At 63.1% G+C, this 14,892-nt stretch carries 11 protein-coding genes and 1 pseudogene; 5 read left to right on the top strand and 7 right to left on the bottom strand.

Features of this window, described 5'->3' with window-relative positions; translation table 11 throughout:
- Positions 1–43 precede the first annotated feature (43 nt).
- Positions 44–1,240, top strand: coding sequence for a Na+/H+ antiporter NhaA (gene nhaA, locus AC0L28_RS06565; RefSeq protein WP_128168330.1), 1,197 nt, complete (start codon positions 44–46; stop codon positions 1,238–1,240).
- A gap of 224 nt (positions 1,241–1,464) precedes the next feature.
- On the opposite strand, the gene AC0L28_RS06560 is transcribed toward nhaA, so the two are convergent.
- Complete coding sequence (locus tag AC0L28_RS06560; RefSeq protein WP_023796715.1) at positions 1,465–1,965, bottom strand: MmcB family DNA repair protein; 501 nt, start codon at positions 1,963–1,965, stop codon at positions 1,465–1,467.
- Between the two features lie 1,059 nt (positions 1,966–3,024).
- Here AC0L28_RS06560 and AC0L28_RS06555 point away from each other — a divergent pair.
- Positions 3,025–3,207, top strand: a complete 183-nt coding sequence (locus AC0L28_RS06555; RefSeq protein WP_306454924.1) for a hypothetical protein — start codon at positions 3,025–3,027, stop codon at positions 3,205–3,207.
- Positions 3,208–3,246: 39 nt separating this feature from the next.
- Here AC0L28_RS06555 and cueR read toward each other — a convergent pair whose 3' ends face one another.
- Positions 3,247–3,669, bottom strand: coding sequence for a Cu(I)-responsive transcriptional regulator (gene cueR / locus AC0L28_RS06550; protein WP_287171365.1), 423 nt, complete (start codon positions 3,667–3,669; stop codon positions 3,247–3,249).
- 226 nt (positions 3,670–3,895) lie between these two features.
- Between cueR and AC0L28_RS06545 the strand changes: the two genes are divergently transcribed.
- A complete protein-coding gene (locus AC0L28_RS06545) occupies positions 3,896–4,513 on the top strand; it encodes a L,D-transpeptidase (RefSeq protein ID WP_027151583.1) in 618 nt (205 codons plus the stop codon).
- A 110-nt stretch (positions 4,514–4,623) separates the two neighbouring features.
- Here AC0L28_RS06545 and AC0L28_RS06540 read toward each other — a convergent pair whose 3' ends face one another.
- From AC0L28_RS06540 to trpS, 3 genes are all read right to left on the bottom strand, one after another.
- On the bottom strand, positions 4,624–5,193 hold the full coding sequence (locus AC0L28_RS06540) for a NifU family protein (protein WP_023796710.1): 570 nt from the start codon (positions 5,191–5,193) through the stop codon (positions 4,624–4,626).
- A gap of 134 nt (positions 5,194–5,327) precedes the next feature.
- Complete coding sequence (locus AC0L28_RS06535) at positions 5,328–5,819, bottom strand: universal stress protein (RefSeq protein WP_128174113.1); 492 nt, start codon at positions 5,817–5,819, stop codon at positions 5,328–5,330.
- A gap of 88 nt (positions 5,820–5,907) precedes the next feature.
- Positions 5,908–6,990 (bottom strand): tryptophan--tRNA ligase, encoded by a 1,083-nt coding sequence (trpS, locus tag AC0L28_RS06530; protein WP_128174111.1) that lies wholly within the window; start codon positions 6,988–6,990, stop codon positions 5,908–5,910.
- Between the two features lie 462 nt (positions 6,991–7,452).
- Between trpS and AC0L28_RS06525 the strand changes: the two genes are divergently transcribed.
- Positions 7,453–7,578, top strand: coding sequence for a hypothetical protein (locus AC0L28_RS06525; protein WP_287171364.1), 126 nt, complete (start codon positions 7,453–7,455; stop codon positions 7,576–7,578).
- 30 nt (positions 7,579–7,608) lie between these two features.
- Here the strand turns inward: AC0L28_RS06525 and murJ are convergent, their stop codons facing one another.
- Both murJ and AC0L28_RS06515 read right to left on the bottom strand, forming a co-directional pair.
- Positions 7,609–9,207: a murein biosynthesis integral membrane protein MurJ gene (murJ, locus tag AC0L28_RS06520; RefSeq protein WP_128174109.1), complete on the bottom strand. Its 1,599-nt coding sequence runs from the start codon at positions 9,205–9,207 to the stop codon at positions 7,609–7,611.
- Between the two features lie 46 nt (positions 9,208–9,253).
- Positions 9,254–12,055, bottom strand: a complete 2,802-nt coding sequence (locus tag AC0L28_RS06515; RefSeq protein ID WP_128174107.1) for a [protein-PII] uridylyltransferase — start codon at positions 12,053–12,055, stop codon at positions 9,254–9,256.
- A gap of 307 nt (positions 12,056–12,362) precedes the next feature.
- On the opposite strand from AC0L28_RS06515, the pseudogene AC0L28_RS06510 reads away from it, so the two are divergent.
- Positions 12,363–14,853: pseudogene (locus tag AC0L28_RS06510) on the top strand (heavy metal translocating P-type ATPase).
- Positions 14,854–14,892: the final 39 nt, after the last annotated feature.

The raw sequence follows: 14,892 nt of genomic DNA, 5'->3' as shown, positions 1-14,892 counted from the left end.
GATGTTGTCCCTGCCGGCTGGTAGGCGACACGACGGAGACGACATGCAGGACCAGAAGCCGCGGCCGACTTCCACCTTTCGCGAATTCCTGGCCAGCGAGGCGACAGGCGGCATCGTCCTGATGGCAGCCGCGGCCTTGGCGCTGGTCGTCGCCAATTCGCCGCTGGCCAAAACCTATTTCGACGCCCTTCACGCCTATCTGGGACCGCTCAGCGTATCGCATTGGATCAATGACGGCCTGATGGCGGTGTTTTTCCTGCTGGTCGGCCTGGAGATCAAGCGCGAGATGCTGGACGGCCAGCTCTCGACCTGGCCACGCCGCGCTCTGCCCGGCATCGCCGCTGCCGGCGGCATGCTGGTGCCGGCACTTGTCTATGTCGCCATCAACCGCGACAATCCAGCCGCCCTGTCCGGCTGGGCGATCCCGACCGCCACCGACATCGCCTTTGCGCTCGGCGTGCTGTCGCTGCTCGGCAGCCGCGTGCCAGGGTCGCTGAAGGTATTCCTCACCGCGCTCGCCATCATCGACGACCTTGGCGCCGTCATCATCATCGCGGTGTTCTATACGAGCGGCCTGTCGCTCGCCTATCTCGGCGCCGCCTTCGCGGTCATCGCTCTGCTCATCGTGCTCAACCGCATGAAGGTGCTGACGCTGCTGCCCTATCTCCTGCTTGGTGTCGTGCTGTGGGTGCTTGTGCTGAAATCGGGCGTCCATGCCACGCTCGCCGGCGTGGCGCTGGCCCTGACCATACCTTTGAAAATCACCCCCGGCATCAGCCAGGATTCAGACCATTCACCGCTGCACCGGCTCGAGCACGGCCTGCACAGGATAGTGCCCTTCGTCGTCGTCCCGATCTTCGGCTTCGCCAATGCCGGCGTCCCGCTCGCCGGCCTCAGTGCTGCCACCCTGGTCGAGCCACTGACGCTGGGCGTCGCCGCCGGCCTCGTCGCCGGCAAGCTGGTCGGCGTGTTCGGTTCTTCTGCGCTTGCCATCCGGCTCGGCCTCGCCGATCTGCCGGTCAATGCCGGCTGGCTGCACATGGTCGGCATTTCGCTGCTCTGCGGCATCGGCTTCACCATGAGCCTGTTCATCGGCCTGCTCGCCTTCGCCAGCAATGTCGAGCTCCAGGACGCGGTGAAAGTCGGCATCCTCGCCGGCTCCTTCATCGCCGCCATCCTCGGCGCCGCCGTGCTGCTGATGGCGCCGGCAGCGAATGGGATGGACCAAGAGGAAGAGTAGCCGACGAACGTTGCGCCGCCCCTCATTGCCCTGCCGGGCATTTCTCCCCGTTTAGAGACGGGGAGAAAGACGCCTTCGCAAAAGATTTCGCCAATCTCCAGCGTTGCAGAAAGGGTGCAGAGGTTGCGGCCATCGCCCTTCTCCCCGTTCACGGGGAGAAGATGCCGGCAGGCAGATGAGGGGCAGCGCAAACGTCGAAGGTTACAGGGGGATCCGAAAACCCTCTACTCGCTCTCGCCCTCCAGCGCCGGCACCGCCACGCCGGCAAGTTCCGCCGCGAGCAGCCGCGCTGCTCCGGCCCGCGCGATCCTCAGCATCAGCGCCTTGCGCGTCGCCGCCACCATGCGGTGCTCGGGCGCATCGCGCAGGATTTCGGCGCCGTAGCCGTCGGAAAGGATAAAGCCGCATTCCTGCGGAAAGATCTCCGACGGCACGCCGGGATGGGTGGCGAAAAAAAATCGGTCGGAGTGCAGCCGGTAGTCCGGCCATTTGCGGTCGACCCTGAAATCCTCGATCGAGGATTTGATCTCGATGATCCAGATGTCGCCCTGGCGGGTCAGCGCGACGAGGTCGGCGCGGCGCCCGGTCGCCAGCGACAGTTCCGGCAGCACATGCGCGCCCATCTCCCTGAGCAGCCGCTGCACGCCACGCCGAACCAGCATCGCGCGCTCCGACTGGCGGCCGTCGATCAGCGGATTGAGGGGTACAGGTGAGATGATTGGCATGGGCTCACCATGCCAGACTTTGTTCACGGTTTGAACCCGTTTCTTGATGGCAGCTGTGCATTTGACAACCTGTATTGCAGAACGGGGCGGGTTGGCGTCCTGCTGGCAGGTCGATTTCCCCGCGACTTCGTGCCTAGGTTAAGCCAGGGCGGGAATACGCAATCGCAGCTATCGTCGTGCTAATTCTAGGAGCTATCAAATGGCTCCTTTAGGAGCCATCGTTTCCTAAGCGATACCCCTGCCATTCCCCGATGGCTGGGTCGCGCTGTCGGGTAGGGGCGTTTCAAGCTCTGCCTTAACTTTCAGAACGCCGTCAACCAGGTCATTGAACTCCTCAACGCTTCAACTGCACAGGGCCTCGGCCGCACCGTAATGGCAAAATTTGAATTCTACGAATTTCTTGTTGTCGGCTCTATCCAGCTTGATGAAGAACCTAAACGAATGGGCTCCGCGAAGCGACACATAGACATAAGCCAAGTCGACGGCCATGAACTGCCGTTTGATGAACTGCCAAAGCCCCATAGTCGCCCCGCCTTTTCCTACGGGTATCTGTTGCCTCCAAGCTGCCTAGCGCGGCCAGCGGCAGTTGGTGATTTGACAGTTAGTGGGCCGCACATTATCCGCTCTACGCCCGGTGTATTTATATAATAAGCCCGCACGCAGTATTTATTTGGAGTGTCTGGCAGGCAAAGTTCACGCTTTTCACCTGTCCCTGGATCAACATAGATTCGACAGGTTTTTTTACTCGTATCATAAGGAACGTTCGCCTGACTGGTGCATGCCGATGCACCGACGGCAACGGCTATAGCGGTGGCTATGCGGATCATGTGTTTCCCCCAAGACAACCGCACTTGAATCATGATTTGTTGCCGGTGCCAAGGCGTATTGTCGAATAAATAAGCGCCTTTCCTAAGGTGATTGTATATTTGATCAAAGACCCGACAGTTTAGCGCGTTCGACTCAGTGAGCGGACAAAGAGAACAATGGCCCCTAATTCACGTCTTCATACATTAGTAATATGAGATATTGTGCGAATGCGGGTGGGTTTAGGGAGTTTGGATGATGAACGCGGACGAGATGCAGGCGGTGGCCGACGCCTATCCGGTCGTGACGCCTGACATGGCACCCAGGCAATTGATCAAAGCGGCCAGGAACCCGAACGCGTCAAAGAAGGAAATCGCCCGTGCGGCGTTCTTCTCGATTGTCGCCTTGAGCGTATCGATGGTGCCGATTGATCGCTGAAACCTAACCTGGAAAACGGCTGGCGACGCCACGCAACCTTCACACCTGTGCGGGAACGACTTTGTCTGATGGCAAAATCGCCCCCGCGATATCGTCCAGGATCGGGCAGTCCGGCCGGTCATCGCCGTGGCAGGCATGGATCAGCTTCTGCAGGGTCGAGCGCATCGACTGCAGTTCGCGCACCTTCTCCTCGATTGCCGTCACATGCGCGGCGGCGATCTCGCGCACGTCATGGCTGGCGCGGCTGCGGTCCTGGTAGAGCGCCATCAACTGGCGGCAGTCGTCGATGGAAAAGCCGAGATTGCGCGCGCGGCGCAGAAACGTCAGCCGGTGGATGTCGTCGCCCGAATAATCGCGGTAGCCGTTGCCGGCCCGCGCCGGACGGATCAGGCCGATCTCCTCATAGTAGCGAATGGTCTTGGCCGGCAGACCGGAACGCTGGGCGGCATCTCCGACATTCATGATTGGTTCCCTAACTTCCGGCGGCCTGGCGGACCGCCCCATTGAATTTCCTACATAATCTTATGAGTGCCGTTGCCGAAAAGCCACAGCTGCGGACTTACCGGCATGTAAGCCCCTGCATATAGGCATCGCCCGCTTGGCAAGCAAAGCAAATGCCAGCATGAATGATGGCGACAAGGCGGCCGTCTCGTGCCGCTATCTTTCGGGCGGGGCATCGGACCTTTTCATGCGCATGAAGTCATTCGCAATCGTCGCGGCACTTGCGCTGTCGACGGCAATTGCCGGTTGCAGCACCATCGGCTCGCAGATCTTCACCAACAACTATGGTCCGATGACCGATGCGGGCTATCAACTGCCGCGCATTCCGATCGAAAAGGTGCCGTTCAAGTACCGCCGGCAGATAGTGAGCTACGACACCGGTGAAAAGCCGGGCACCATCGTCGTCGATACGCAGAACAAGTTCCTCTATTATGTCATGGGCGGCGGCGAGGCTATGCGTTACGGCATCGGCGTCGGCCGCGAGGGTTTTGAATGGCGCGGCACCGCCCGCATCGCGGCGAAGCGCGAATGGCCGACCTGGACGCCGCCATCGGCGATGATCAAGCGCCAGCCGGAACTCGCCAAATTTGCCGGGGGCATGGACCCCGGATTGACCAACCCGCTCGGCGCGCGCGCCCTGTATCTGTTCAACAAGGGCGGCGATTCAGGCTACCGCCTGCATGGCAGCCCGGAGTGGAACTCGATCGGCAAAGCGATGTCGTCGGGCTGCATTCGGCTGATGAACCAGGACATCATCGACCTTTACGACCGCACCTCCGTCGGCGCCAAGGTCATCGTTCTCTAGAGCTCATACGCGGACCGTCTAGGCAACAACTGACGTCCCAAAACAAAAAACCGGGCAATTTGGCCCGGTTTTTTGTGTCGCGCGAAGGGGCGAATTGACGTCCTTTGATCTTAAGAGACCTGTTCGACCTGCTGCACCTCGGGCACAAAATGCCGGAGCAGGTTCTGGATGCCGTGCTTCAGCGTCGCCGTCGACGACGGGCAGCCGGCGCAGGCGCCCTTCATGTGCAGGAACACGGTGCCGTTCTCGAAGCCGCGGAAGGTGATGTCGCCACCGTCCTGGGCGACGGCCGGACGCACCCGCGTGTCGAGCAGTTCCTTGATGGTGATGACCAGTTCCTCGTCGGCCTTGTCGTAGAATTCGCCGGTCTGGCTGGTCTCGGCGGCGGGGCCGGCCCTGGCCATGACCGGCGCGCCGGACATGAAGTGCTCCATGATGGCGCCGAGGATCGCCGGCTTCAGATGCTGCCAGTCGGGGCCGTCCTTGGTCACGGTGACGAAATCATAGCCGAAGAAGACGCCGGTGACGCCGGGGATCTCGAACAGCCGGCCGGCCAGCGGCGAAGCCGCGGCAGCGCTGTCGGCATCGCGGAAATCGGCGGTGCCTTCGACAAGCACTTCCTTGCCGGGGAGGAACTTCAATGTCGCCGGATTTGGCGTCGATTCGGTCTGGATGAACATGGACGTCTCCGAGCCCGTTCGGGCATATAGTTTGGAATAATTCTAAATAGGCCCTATCGGCAGGACATTCAAGCGAAAGCCATCGCCGGAACGGCTGGCTGGGAGAATGTTTTTGCGGTCTTCTGCAACACACCTTAGGCCAGGCTGTCGATTTCTTCGTCTGACAGGTTCTGCGGCACCACTGTCACCGGGATCGGGAAGGCGGCGCCCTTGCCGGCGACCGCGCCGACCAGCGGGCCTGGCCCCTCCTTGCCGGCGCCGGCGGCCAGCACCAGGATGGCGATATCCTGGTCCTCCTCGATCAATCTGTGGATCTCTTCCGTCGGCTTGCCTTCGCGCACCACCAGTTCCGGCTCGATGCCCAGCTTCTGGCGCACCTTGTTGGCATAGCTGTCCAGTGCGGCGCGCGCGGTGGCGGTGGCCTCCTCGCGCATGATCTTCTCGACACCCAGCCAATGCTGGAAATCGTCCGGCTCGATCACATAGAGCAGCACCAGCACGCCGCTGGTGCTCTGCGCGCGCTTCGAGGCGTAGACGACGGCCCGTTCGCATTCGGGCGTGTCGTCGATGATCGCCAAAAACTTGCGGCGATGGCCGGCTTCGCGGCTGAGGCGTTTGGAGACCATATTCTACCTCAAATGGTTTCGGTCGCAATCTGCCACCGCCACGGTCCGGCCGCAAGCGACCGGCGGATGTAGCGATATTGGCTGCAGATTAACCCTGCAGCAGGCCGATGATGTCGCGCACGGTCTTCATCGTCGTCTCGGCCAGCAGGCCGGCCCGCTCGCCGCCATCCCTGAGCACCGCATCGACATAGGCGCGGTCGTCGGAAATGCGGCGCATTTCGCCGGCGACCGGCGCCAGCTTTTCCACGGCAAGGTCGGCCAGCGCCGGCTTGAACACCGAAAACTGCTGGCCGCCGAACTCTTTCAGCACTGCCTCCTTCGATATCTCGGCGAGACCGGCATAGATGCCGACCAGGTTTTCGGCTTCCGGCCGGCCGGCCAGGCCGTCCAATTCGCCAGGCAACGCCTCCGGGTCGGTCTTGGCCTTGCGGATCTTCTTCGAGATGCTGTCGGCATCGTCGGTCAGATTGATGCGCGACAGGTCAGACGGATCCGACTTCGACATCTTCTTCGAGCCGTCGCGTAGCGACATGATACGCGCCGCCGGTCCGCCGATGATCGGTTCGGTCAGCGGGAAATAACCGTTCACGGTCTCCTCGCCGACCTTCATCTCGACGCCGACGCCAAGGCCGGCGATGCGGTCGGAAAAGTCGTTGTTGAATTTTTGCGCGATGTCGCGTGTCAGCTCCAGATGCTGCTTCTGGTCGTCGCCGACCGGCACATGGGTGGCGCGGTAGACAAGGATGTCGGCCGCCATCAGGCTCGGATAGGCAAGCAGCCCGAGCGAGGCGTTCTCGCGATCCTTGCCGGCCTTGTCCTTGAACTGCGTCATCCGGTTCATCCAGCCGATGCGGGCGACGCAATTGAAGATCCAGGCGAGCTCGGCGTGCTGCATGACCCGCGACTGGTTGAAGACGATGTGCTTCTTCGGGTCGATGCCGGAGGCGAGAAACGCCGCGGTGATCGCGCGCGTCTGGTCCTTGAGATCCTCATGGACAAGCTGCGCGGTCAGCGAATGCAGGTCGACGACGCAATAGATGCAATCGGAGGTGTCCTGCAGGGCGACGAATTTCTTGATGGCGCCGAGATAGTTGCCGAGGTGCAGATTGCCGGTCGGCTGGACGCCGGAAAAAACGAGGGGCTTGAAGGCGGGCTGATTGGCGTCAGTCATGGTGTTTCCTTGGCTTGTGGAGGGCCGTTTCGCGCGCGGCGAAAGTCTTGCGACGGCGCGCTTATGGACGAGAGCGATTAGACGATCAAGGGGCTGTAGGCGATCGCGGCAGAGCAATTGCTTCAGGTCGGATGGCTTGTTCGATGTTGTTGGCGCCGCGCTTATGGCGCCTGTCTCTGCTTGACAGGTCGGCGCCGCCCCTCATTGCCCTGCCGGGCATTTCTCCCCGTATAGTGACGGGGAGAAAGACCCGTCGTCAACGGTTTCGCCAACGACAGGCGTTGCAGGACGAGCGCCGAGGGGCAGCCAGCTTCTTTCTCCCCGTTTACGGGGAGAAATGCCCGGCAGGGCAATGATGGGCGGCGCCGAAATCGATATGTATGATAGGGTGGAACATATTCTGCAAACGATCTGATGAGAAATGGATGACCATCTCCAAGGAGAAAGCTTTGGAGCGCCGACATGGCCGCGAGACGCCACTGGAGACAGCGGGCGCGACTTCGGGCCGAATTCGGTATCGAACTTAGCAAGCAGGCACGTAAGCCGCTGCCGCGCCCGGTCTATGACGAATTGTCCGGCGAAGACTGATGCTTGTCGACGGGGTCGCTATGGTCAAGTTCACGGATCTGGAGACTGTTCCTTGACCGACGCAGGCCGCTTCCGCCTGATACTGCGCCGGATCATGCCGAAATCCGCGCCGCCGGTGGCGAAGGCTGTGACGAAGTAAAGCAGCGCCCCGCCGGCGACCAGCCCAAGCAGCGTTGCAGTCTTGACCACCAGCGGCGAGCCCGAAGCCAGTTGGGCGGCAAACCAGTGCTCGGCAAAATACAGCGCCGCCGCCATCACCGCCGCCGACAGCACCAGCCGTGGGATGCGTCTCAAGAGCGGCACGTCGCGGCCCCAATGGCCGCGCCGGATCAGCACGCCGAGCAGCATCAGCGCATTGACCCAGCCGGCGACGGCCGAGGCGACGGCGATGCCCGGCGCGCCCATCTGCGGAAACAGCGTCAGCGCGGTGGTGATGTTCACCGCCACCGAGATCGCGGCGAAGATCATCGGCGTGCGCGTGTCCTCGCGAGCGAAATAGCCGGGGGTGAACGCCTTGATCAGCACGAAGGCCGGCAGCCCCAAGCCGAAGATCGCCAGGATCGCCGCCACGATCGGCGTCGAGTTGTTGGCGGCAAATGCGCCGCGTTCATAGACCAGCCCGACGATCGGCTCCGCCATGACCAGCAGTGCCGCCGCCGCTGGCAAGGTCAGGAACAGCGTGAACTCCACCGACCGGTTCTGCAGATTGGCCGCCTCCATCAGATTGCCCGACTTCAGCGCCCGCGACAGTTCGGGCAGGAGCACGATGGCGACGGCGATGCCGACGACGCCGAGCGGCAGCTGATAGATGCGATCGGCATAGGCGAGCGACGACACCGCGCTGTCCTGGGCCGAGGCGATTGCGGTGCCGATCAGCTGGTTGATCTGGGTGATGCCGCCGGTGATCGCCGCCGGCAGCGCCAGGATCAGCAGCCGCTTGACATTGGGCGTCATCCTTGGCCGGCGAAAGCCGATCGAGATGCCGGCATGGCGCACCGCCACCCAGACGATCGCAAGTTGCACCAGCCCCGCCGCCAGCACGCCCCAGGCCAGTGCGAAGCCAACGGCGCGCGCGTCAGATCCCTTGTGCCACGCATAGGCGAGCACGCCGATCAGGATGACGTTGAGGAACACCGGCGCCACCGCGGCGGCGAAATAGCGGCGCAGCGAATTCAGCATGCCGGCCATCATGGCGCCGAGCGACATGCAGATCAGATAGGGAAACATGATGGTCGCGAGCCGGACCGTCATCTCGAACTTTCCAGGCGAGTCGGCAAAGCCCGGCGCCACCAGGTAGCGCACGATCAGCGGCATCGCCAGTTCCATGGCGATGGTCAGCGCCAGCAGCGCCGTGAACAGCACGCCGAACACCTCTTCGGAAAAGCGCTTGGCGCCATCGGTGCCGTGGGTCTCGATCTCCTTGGCGAACAGCGGCACGAAGGCGGCGTTGAAGGCGCCTTCGGCAAACAGCCGGCGGAAGGTGTTGGGAAACTGGAAGGCAGCGTTGAAGGCGTCGGCGATCGGCCCGGTGCCGAGCGCGGCCGCCATCAGCATTTCGCGGCCGAAGCCGAGGGCGCGGCTCATCAGCGTGCCGGAAGCGACCGTCGCGAACTTTTTGACAAGGCTCATGCGTCTGGAGACTGCCTGCAGGATTGGGACAAATGAGTGGTGGCTGTCACTCGGCCGCAGCCTTGGCCTTGCCGCCGCGCTCGGGCACGGTGCCTTCAAGGACGGCGATCAGCCTGTTTTTGATGGCGGCCATGCGGGTCGGGCTGTCGATCTTCTGGCCGGTGAGATCGGTGACATAGAAGGTGTCGATGACCTTTTCGCCGAACGTGGTGATGTGGGCCGAGGCGATGTCGAGCGACAGGTCGGACAACGCCCCGGTGATCTCGGACAGCAGGCCCGGCCGATCCAGCCCCTCGACCTCGATCACCGAGAACCGGTTCGACAGCGTGTTGCGGATTTCGGCGCGCGGCTGAATGCGGAAGACCTTGGCGCCGCGCCGCGGCTTGGTGCGCTTTTCGATCATTTCCGGCAGCCAGCTCTTGCCCGACAGCACGTCCTCGATCAGGCGGCCGACGCGCTCGGCACGGCGGCGCTCATCCTCGTCGCGGTCGAATTCCCTCGAGATCAGGATGGTGTCCAGCGCGCGGCCGTCGGAGGTGGTGAAGATCTGCGCGTCGACAATGTTGCCGCCGGCCGCCACGCAGGCGCCGGCAATGACCGACAGCAGGCGGGGATGGTCCTGCGCCAGCACGGTGATCTCGGTCACCGCCTCGAACTGATGGGTCTTGATCATGGTGGCGAGCTTCTTGCCCGCCGCATCCGCCTCGCGGATGAATTCGGCGTGGCGAAGCTGGTCGGCGAGATCGACCGCCAGCAGATAATTCTCATAGTGCTTGGCGACATAGCGCTTGCGGGCCTTTTCCGGCCAATCGGCGAGCGCCTCGGCCAGCTTTTCGCGGGCGGCCGCGGTGCGCATCGCACGCGACACCTCCGAAAACCCGCCGGTCAACAGCAATTCGGTCTCGTAGTAGAGCGTGCGCAGCAACTGCCCCTTCCAGCCGTTCCAGACGCCAGGCCCGACGCCTCTGATATCGCAGACGGTCAGGACGAGCAGCAGCTTCAGCCGTTCGACCGACTGCACGATCGCGGAAAAGTCCTCGATCGTCTTGCGGTCGTTGAGGTCGCGGGTCTGCGCCGTCATCGACATGACGAGATGGTTCTCGACCAGCCAGGCGATCGTTTCGGTGTCGGCCGCCGACAGCCCCATATGCGGGCAGATCCGCCGCGCGATCCGGGCGCCCGCTTCGGAATGGTCCTCGGGCCGGCCCTTGGCGATATCGTGCAGCAGCACCGCGACATAAAGCGCCTCGCGGCTTTTTTTTAGCCCCGGCATCAGCGAGTGGGCAAGCGGATGGATCTTTTCACCGTCGCCGCGCTCGATCTCGGCCAGCACGCCGATACAGCGGATCAGGTGCTCGTCCACGGTATAATGGTGGTACAGCGAGAACTGCATCATGGCGACGATCTTGCCGAAATCCGGGATCAGCTTTGCCAGCAGTCCCGCCTCGTTCATGCGCCTGAGATTGAGTTCGGCATTGCGGTCCGACGTCAATATGTCGAGGAACTGCCGGTTGGCTTCCTCGTCGCGCCTGAGCGCCTTGCCGACGAGGCCGAGCGAACGGGTCAGCAGCTTCAGCGCATCGGGGTGAAATTCCAGCCCGTGCTTGTCGGCGAACCAGAACAGCCGCAGGAGATTGACCGGATCGCGCTCGAACACCAGGTCGTCGGCGATGTTGATGCGATGGTTGTCGACAATGAAATCGGACGTGCCGGCAAGCTTGCGCTTGCGGCGCGAGAAGGTGAGGAAGATGCGGTTGAAGCCCGGCACATGCTTGGCCTGCTCTTCCTCCAGCGCCGCGCAGAAGATGCGGGTCAGGTCGCCAACATCCTTGGCGACGAGGAAGTAATGCTTCATGAAGCGCTCGACCGCCGACAGGCCCGGATGTGTGGTGTAGCCCAGGCGCTCGGCGATCTCGCGCTGGATGTCGAAATGCAGCCGTTCCTCGGCCTTGCCGGTGAGGAAATGCATGTGGCAGCGCACCGCCCACAGGAAGTCCTCGGCCTTCTGGAATTCCCGGTATTCGGTGCCGGTGAAGACGCCCTTGTCGACCAGTTCCTCGCCGGTGCGGACCCGGTAGAAATACTTGCCGATCCAGAACAGTGTCTGCAGGTCGCGCAGGCCGCCCTTGCCGTCCTTGACATTGGGTTCGACCAGATAGCGGCTTTCGCCGGCCTTGGCATGACGCTCGTCGCGTTCGGCAAGCTTGGCCTGCACATATTCGGGTCCGGTGGTGCGCACCACCTCGCGGTCGAAGCGCTGCAATAGCTCGTCATAGAGCTTCTGCTCGCCCCACAGGAAACGCGCCTCCAGGATCGAGGTACGGATGGTAATGTCGGTGCGCGACTGCCGCAGGCATTCGTCGATGTTGCGGGTGGCGTGGCCGACCTTCAGTCCCAGGTCCCACAGCACGTAGAGCATGTATTCGACGATCTGCTCGCCCCATGGCGTCTGCTTGTAGGGCAGCAGGAAGAGCAGATCGATATCGGATCCCGGCGCCAGCGTGCCGCGGCCATAGCCGCCGACCGCGACGACGGCCATGCGTTCGGCCGATGACGGGTTTTTGATGCGATAGACGTGGGTGGCGGCGAACTCGTAGAGCGCGCGGATGATTTCGTCCATGAGATGCGACAGCCGGGCGGCGCAGGCTGTGCCGCTGCCGTCGTCCATCAGCATGCGTTCGGCGATGCTGCGGCCGGCGGCCAGCCTGCCCTTGAGAAGCTGGAGAACACCGGTGCGCGCAGCCTTGCCGGAGCCGTCGCCTGCCGTGGCCGCAGTCAGCGCGGTCATCTCGCGGCGCAAGGCTTCGCCGTCGATCAGTTCGTCGAGCTTTAGAGAGATTCTTGCCATAAGTGCCGTTCGGCCTCGTCGTTTTGGCGGCGTCTATAGCGCGTTTTCGCGGCGCTGGGTATGGGGCGGACGGACAGGCTCTCCACGGGAGTCGAAACCGGATGATCGCCTCCTGCCGCACTTGATGGATGGTCTTGCTGGACGATGTTGCCAAGCCCGGAAGTGGCGGCGGCCATAAGCATGGAAGCGGTTTGGGTCAGGCAGTCCGGCATGCACCACGGCACCAAAGGTCGAAATTGGCCTTGACCTTCCAGTTACTGGAAGCACTACCTCTGTTGCAAGTTCGAGAGAGAGCGGTCTTTCCGCATTGACGCATTCCGACCACGACCATCACGCCCATAGCGGTTGCTGCTCGCCGAAAGCTGCTCCGTCCGTCGCCGACGCGGTCATTCGCGACCCGGTCTGCGGCATGACCGTCGATCCGGCCGCCGGCAAGCCGACCGCCGAGCATGGCAGCCATCGCTATCATTTCTGCAGCGAGCGCTGCCGTTCGAGGTTCTCGGCCGAGCCGGAAAATTACATTGCCGCCACCGATCCGGTCTGCGGCATGCGTGTCGAGCGTGCCGCCGCGAAGCACTTTTCCCGGCATGAAGGCCAGGGCTTCTATTTCTGCTCGGCCGGTTGCAAGGTGAAGTTCGAGGCGGAGCCGGCAAAGTATCTTGGCGACAGGCCGGAGCAGCAGGCGATGCCGAAAGGCACGCAATACACCTGTCCGATGCATCCAGAAATCGTCCGCGACAAGTCAGGCGCCTGCCCGATCTGCGGGATGGCGCTGGAACCGATGGGCGTGCCGACCGGCGACGAGGGCCCGAACCCGGAACTGGTCGATTTCACCAGGCGCTTTTGGGTGAGCGCCGTGTTGTCGGTGCCATTGCTGATCTTCGCCATGGCGCCGATGCTCGGCCTGACGTTTAGCGCCTTCATCGAGGATTCGACCAAGATCTGGGTGGAATTGGCGCTGGCCAGCCCGGTTGTGCTGTGGGCGGCTTTTCCTTTCTTCCATCGCGGCTGGGAATCGGTTCTCAACCGCAGCCCCAACATGTGGACGCTGATTTCGCTCGGCGTTGGTGCCGCCTATCTCTACAGCGTCGCCGCCGCGCTGTTCCCCGATATATTTCCGCACCAGTTCCGCGGTCATGAGGGCACGGTCCCGGTCTATTTCGAGGCAGCCGCCGTCATCGTGGCGCTGGTTTTCCTCGGCCAGGTGCTGGAATTGCGCGCCCGTGAAAAAACCGGCTCCGCGACCTCGCGCCGAAGACCGCGCGGCTGATCGGCGAGGACGGTTCCGAAAACGACGTGCCGCTCGACACGGTCAAGGCCGGCGACCGCCTGCGCATCCGCCCTGGCGACGCCGTGCCGGGTCGACGGCATGGTGCTGGAAGGTCGCTCTTCCGTCGACGAATCGATGCTGTCAGGCGAGCCTCTGCCGGTCGAAAAGACTGAAGGCGACCCGCTCACTGGCGGCACGCTCAACAAGAACGGTTCGCTGATCATGCGCGCCGAGAGGATCGGCGCCGAAACTACGCTGGCGCGGATCGTCGAGCTCGTCGCCAAGGCGCAGCGTTCGCGCGCGCCGATCCAGGGCCTGGCCGACCGCGTCTCCTTCTATTTCGTCCCGGCCGTCGTGGTGGTTGCGATCGTTGCGTTCATCGCCTGGGCGATCTTCGGGCCGCAACCCAGTCTGATCTTTGCAATCGTCTCGGCGGTCTCGGTGCTGATCATCGCCTGTCCCTGCGCGCTGGGCCTTGCCACGCCGATGTCGATCATGACCGCCACAGGGCGCGGCGCGCATGCCGGCGTGCTGATCAAGGACGCCGAGGCGCTCGAGCGCTTTGCCTCGGTCGACACGCTGATCGTCGACAAGACCGGCACATTGACCGAAGGCCGGCCGAGATTGACCGAAATCGTCGCTGCCGAGGGCATGGCGGACGATGATCTGCTGGCCCTTGCCGCCGGCCTCGAAAAAGGCTCGGAGCATCCGCTGGCCGAGGCGATCGTCGAAGGCGCCCGTGAACGCGGCGTAAAGATTCCCGACGCCGGCGGTTTCGAGGCGGTCACCGGCAAGGGCGTTTCCGGCACGGTGTCGGGACAGAAGGTGGCGCTCGGCAACGCCGCGATGATGGCCGCTCTCGGCATCGATATCGCATCCATCTCGACCAGCGCCGAGGCGCTGCAGGCCGAGGGCAAGACCGCGATGTTCGTCGCCGTCGGCAACAAGCTGGCCAGTATCGTCGCCGTCGCCGACCCGATCAAGGCGACGACATCAGAGGCGATAAAGGCGCTGCACGAGCGCGGCCTGAAGATCATCATGGCGACCGGCGACAACGAACGCACGGCGAAGGCCATCGCAAGCAAACTCGGCATCGACGAGGTGCGTGCCGGCCTGCTGCCGCAACAGAAGAGCGCGCTGGTCGAGGAGTTGCGCGCCAGCGGCGGCGGCGTCGCCATGGCCGGCGACGGCGTCAACGACGCGCCGGCGCTGGCCGCCGCCGATGTCGGCATCGCCATGGGCACCGGCGCCGATGTCGCGGTCGAAAGCGCCGGGATCACGCTGGTCAAGGGCGATCTCAACGGCATCGTTCGGGCCCCGCACGCTCGCCCAGGCGACGATCCGCAACATCCGCCAGAACCTGTTCTTCGCCTTCCTCTACAACGTGCTTGGCGTGCCGGTCGCCGCCGGCGTGCTCTATCCGCTCACCGGCACGCTGTTGTCGCCGATGATTGCGGCAGCGGCGATGAGCCTGTCCTCGGTTTCGGTGATCACCAACGCGTTGCGGCTCAGGACGTTGAAACTCTGAGCCAAGTCCCCAGATAGGAACTCGTTCAAAAAGGAGATC

Source organism: Mesorhizobium sp. WSM4847, from assembly GCF_055811335.1.
This window is presented reverse-complemented; position numbering and strand designations above follow the sequence as displayed.

Coding starts and splice junctions, on each gene's coding strand:
- AC0L28_RS06540 (WP_023796710.1), bottom strand. CDS start 5,193: ATGTTCATCCAGACCGAATCGACGCCAAATCCGGCGACATTGAAGTTC.
- nhaA (WP_128168330.1), top strand. CDS start 44: ATGCAGGACCAGAAGCCGCGGCCGACTTCCACCTTTCGCGAATTCCTG.
- AC0L28_RS06525 (WP_287171364.1), top strand. CDS start 7,453: ATGGCCGCGAGACGCCACTGGAGACAGCGGGCGCGACTTCGGGCCGAA.
- AC0L28_RS06515 (WP_128174107.1), bottom strand. CDS start 12,055: ATGGCAAGAATCTCTCTAAAGCTCGACGAACTGATCGACGGCGAAGCC.
- cueR (WP_287171365.1), bottom strand. CDS start 3,669: ATGAATGTCGGAGATGCCGCCCAGCGTTCCGGTCTGCCGGCCAAGACC.
- trpS (WP_128174111.1), bottom strand. CDS start 6,990: ATGACTGACGCCAATCAGCCCGCCTTCAAGCCCCTCGTTTTTTCCGGC.
- AC0L28_RS06560 (WP_023796715.1), bottom strand. CDS start 1,965: ATGCCAATCATCTCACCTGTACCCCTCAATCCGCTGATCGACGGCCGC.
- AC0L28_RS06555 (WP_306454924.1), top strand. CDS start 3,025: ATGATGAACGCGGACGAGATGCAGGCGGTGGCCGACGCCTATCCGGTC.
- murJ (WP_128174109.1), bottom strand. CDS start 9,207: ATGAGCCTTGTCAAAAAGTTCGCGACGGTCGCTTCCGGCACGCTGATG.
- AC0L28_RS06545 (WP_027151583.1), top strand. CDS start 3,896: ATGCGCATGAAGTCATTCGCAATCGTCGCGGCACTTGCGCTGTCGACG.
- AC0L28_RS06535 (WP_128174113.1), bottom strand. CDS start 5,819: ATGGTCTCCAAACGCCTCAGCCGCGAAGCCGGCCATCGCCGCAAGTTT.